This is a genomic window from Mesorhizobium sp. M1A.F.Ca.IN.020.06.1.1 (assembly GCF_004023265.1).
Taxonomy (GTDB): domain Bacteria; phylum Pseudomonadota; class Alphaproteobacteria; order Rhizobiales; family Rhizobiaceae; genus Mesorhizobium.
This window is the reverse complement of record NZ_RZSR01000544.1, coordinates 1-4,094: the sequence shown is the minus strand read 5'-3', so window position 1 is coordinate 4,094 and position 4,094 is coordinate 1. Positions and strand designations below refer to the sequence as shown.

General features: G+C 64.3%; 2 protein-coding genes. One reads left to right on the top strand and one right to left on the bottom strand.

Going from position 1 to position 4,094, the window contains the following annotated elements; translation table 11 throughout:
- Positions 1-2,430: [protein-PII] uridylyltransferase (locus EOA60_RS21875; protein WP_128311865.1), on the bottom strand; the 2,430-nt coding region annotated here is incomplete at its 3' end.
- Between the two features lie 194 nt (positions 2,431-2,624).
- Between EOA60_RS21875 and EOA60_RS21870 the strand changes: the two genes are divergently transcribed.
- A partial coding sequence (locus tag EOA60_RS21870) for an HAD-IC family P-type ATPase (protein WP_128311863.1) occupies positions 2,625-4,094 on the top strand: 1,470 nt, incomplete at its 3' end.

Here is a 4,094-nt window from a genome sequence, read left to right as displayed (position 1 = left end):
CTTGCCGGACAGCACGTCCTCGATCAGCTTGCCGACGCGTTCGGCCCGCCGCCGCTCGTCCTCGTCGCGATCGAATTCTCTGGAGATCAAAATGGTGTCCAGCGCCCGCCCGTCAGAGGTGGTGAAGATCTGCGCATCGACGATGTTGCCGCCGGCCGCGGCACAGGCGCCAGCGATCACCGACAGCAGGCGCGGATGGTCCGGCGCCAGCACGGTGATCTCGGTTACCGCTTCGAACTCATGCGTCTTCACAATGGTGGCGAGCTTCCTGCCGGCCACATCCGCCTCGCGGACGAATTCGGCGTGGCGCAACTGGTCGGGCAGGTCGACGGTCAGCAGATAGTTTTCGTAGTGCTGGGCGACATAGCGCTTGCGCTCCTTCGCCGGCCATGCGGAAAGCGCCTCGGCGAGCCGCTCGCGCGCGGCGGAGGTGCGCTCGGCGCGCGACACTTCGGAGAAGCCCCCGGTCAAGAGCAGCTCGGTCTCGAAATAGAGCGTGCGCAGCAATTGTCCCTTCCAGCCGTTCCACACGCCGGGTCCGACGCCCCGAATGTCGCAGACGGTCAGGATCAGAAGCAGCTTCAGCCGCTCCACCGATTGCACGATCGAGGCAAAATCCTCGATCGTCTTGCGGTCGTTGAGGTCGCGCGTCTGCGCCGTCATCGACATCACGAGATGGTTTTCGACCAGCCAGGCGACGGTCTCGGTGTCGGCGGCCGACAGCCCCATATGCGGACAGATGCGCCGCGCGATCCTGGCGCCGGCCTCCGAATGGTCCTCCGGCCGGCCCTTGGCGATGTCGTGCAGGAGCACCGCGACATAGAGCGCCTCGCGGCTCTTCTTCAGCCCCGGCATCAGCGAGTGCGACAGCGGATGCACCTTGGCGCCGTCGCCGCGCTCGATCTCGGCCAGCACGCCAATGCAGCGGATGAGATGCTCGTCCACCGTATAATGGTGGTACATCGAGAACTGCATCATGGCGACGATCTTGCCGAAGTCGGGGATCAGCTTGCCGAGCAGCCCCGCCTCGTTCATGCGCCTGAGGTTGAGCTCGGCATTGCGGTCCGAGGTCAGGATATCGAGGAACAACCGGTTGGCCTCCTCGTCGCGCCTGAGCGACTTGTTGGCCAGGCCGAGCGACCGGGTAAGCAGCTTCAGCGCGTCGGGATGGAACTCCAGCCCGTGCTTGTCGGCGAACCAGAACAGCCGGAGCAGGTTGACCGGATCGCGTTCGAACACGCTGTCGTCGGCAATGTTGATGCGGTGGTTGTCGACAATGAAGTCGGACGTGCCGGCAAGCTTGCGCTTGCGCCGCGAGAAGGTGAGAAAGATGCGGTTGAAGCCGGGCACATGCTTGGCCTGCTCTTCCTCGAGCGCGGCGCAGAAGATGCGAGTGAGATCCCCAACATCCTTGGCGACCAGGAAGTAGTGCTTCATGAAGCGCTCGACCGCCGACAGCCCGGGATGGGTGGTGTAGCCCAGCCGCTCGGCGATCTCGCGCTGGATGTCGAAATGCAGCCGCTCTTCCGCCTTGCCGGTGAGGAAATGCATGTGGCAGCGCACCGCCCATAGGAAGTCCTCGGCCTTCTGGAACTCGCGATACTCGGCTTCGGTGAAGACGCCTTTCTCGACCAGTTCCTGGCCGGTACGCACGCGGTAGAAGTATTTGCCGATCCAGAACAGCGTCTGCAGATCGCGCAAGCCGCCCTTGCCGTCCTTGACATTGGGCTCGACGAGATAGCGGCTCTCGCCCGCCTTGGCGTGGCGCTCGTCGCGTTCGGCGAGCTTGGCCTGCACATATTCGGGTCCGGTGGTGCGCACCACTTCGTGGTCGAAGCGGGTGAGCAGTTCGTCATAGAGCTTGCGTTCGCCCCACAGGAAGCGCGCTTCCAGGATCGAGGTGCGGATAGTGATGTCGGTGCGCGAGAGCCTCAGACACTCTTCGATGTTGCGGGTGGCGTGGCCGACCTTCAGCCCCATGTCCCACAGCATGTAGAGCATGTATTCGACGATCTGCTCGCCCCACGGCGTCTGCTTGTAAGGGAGCAGGAACAACAGGTCGATGTCGGAGCCCGGCGCCAGCGTGCCGCGGCCGTAGCCGCCGACCGCGACGACCGCCATGCGCTCGGCGGCGGAGCGGTTCTTGACCTGGTAGACGTGGGTGGCCGCGAAATCGTAAAGCGCCCGGATCAGCTCGTCCATCAGATGCGACAGCCGCTCGGCGCAGGCATGGCCGCCGCCATCCTGCTTCAGCATCGCCTCGGCGATCGTTCGCCCTTCCGCGAGCTTGCCCTTGAGCAGTTGGAGAACGGCTGTGCGGGCAGCCTTGCCGGAGCCGTCGCCTGCGCTCGGCGCCGTCAGCGCCGTCATGTCGCGGCGCAAAGCGTCGCCATCGATGATTTCGTCGAGTTTGAGGGAGATCTTGGCCATTCGGCGGCGTCTATAGCGCGTTTTCTTCGCGCTGTGTATGGGGCGTGCGACAGGCCGAATTCCATCACGCGGAAGGTGCGTTCGACACTCAGCCGATCAACTTTCTAGACTAAAAAATCGAAACTGACCCTTGACCTTCCAGTTACTGGAAGGACTACCTCCGCCTCAATCCGAGAGTTCCGAGGCATTTGCTGATGACCCATTCCGACCATAACCATCATCATGCGCACGGCGCATCCTGCTGTTCGGGGAAGAATGCTCGGCCTGCGACCGAAGCGGTGATTCGCGACCCCGTCTGCGGCATGGCGGTCGATCCGGCGGCCGGCAAGCCGGCGGCCGAGCATGGCGGCATGACCTTTCATTTCTGCAGCGAGCGCTGCCGCACGAAGTTCCAGGCCGAGCCGGACAAATATCTGACGGCCACCGATCCCGTCTGCGGCATGAATGTCGACCGCGCGAGCGCCAGGCATTTTGTCCGACACGAGGGGCAGGGTTTCTATTTCTGTTCGGCCGGATGCAAGGACGAGTTCGAAGCCGAGCCGGCAAAGTACCTTGCCGGCCGGCCTGCGCCGCAGCCGATGCCTAAGGGCACGCAATACACCTGTCCGATGCATCCCGAGATCATCCGCGACAGGCCCGGCTCCTGCCCGATCTGCGGCATGGCGCTGGAGCCGATGGGCGTGCCCTCCGGCGACGAAGGCCCGAATCCGGAGCTTGTCGATTTCACCCGCCGCTTCCGGGTCAGCGCCGTGCTTTCGCTGCCGCTTCTGATCATCGCAATGGCGCCGATGCTGGGCGTCAGCTTCGAAAGTTTCGTCGACGGCCGCACGAAGACATGGGCAGAGCTGGCGCTGGCGAGTCCGGTGGTGCTGTGGGCGGCGTTTCCGTTCTTCCATCGTGGCTGGGAATCGCTGCTCAACCGCAGTCTCAATATGTGGACGCTGATTTCGCTCGGCGTCGGCGCTGCCTATCTCTTCAGCCTTGTCGCGACGCTGTTCCCGGATGTCTTCCCGCACCAGTTTCGCGGCCATGATGGCAGCGTGCCGGTTTATTTCGAGGCGGCCGCGGTCATCGTCTCGCTGGTGTTCCTCGGCCAGGTGCTGGAACTACGCGCCCGCGAGCGCACGGGCTCGGCCATTCGCGCCTTGCTCGACCTTGCCCCAGAGACGGCGCGCCTGATCGGCGCCGACGGGTCCGAGAAGGACGTGCCGCTCGACAGCGTCAAGACCGGGGACAGGCTCCGTATCCGTCCCGGTGATGCCGTGCCGGTCGACGGCATTGTGCTCGAGGGGCGCTCGGCCATCGAGGAATCGATGATCACTGGCGAGCCGCTGCCGATCGAGAAGTCGGAGGGCGATTCGCTCACCGGCGGCACGCTCAACAAGAACGGCTCCCTCATCATGCGTGCCGAAAAGGTCGGCGCCGAGACCACGCTTTCGCGCATCGTCGAAATGGTCGCCAAGGCGCAGCGCTCGCGCGCGCCGATCCAGGGGCTGGCAGATCGAGTTTCCTTTTACTTCGTGCCGGCTGTCGTGCTGGTGGCGATCATCGCCTTCATTGTATGGTCGCTCTTCGGCCCCGAGCCCAGCCTGGCCTTCGCCATCGTGTCGGCGGTGTCGGTGCTGATCATCGCCTGCCCCTGCGCGCTCGGCTTGGCCACGCCG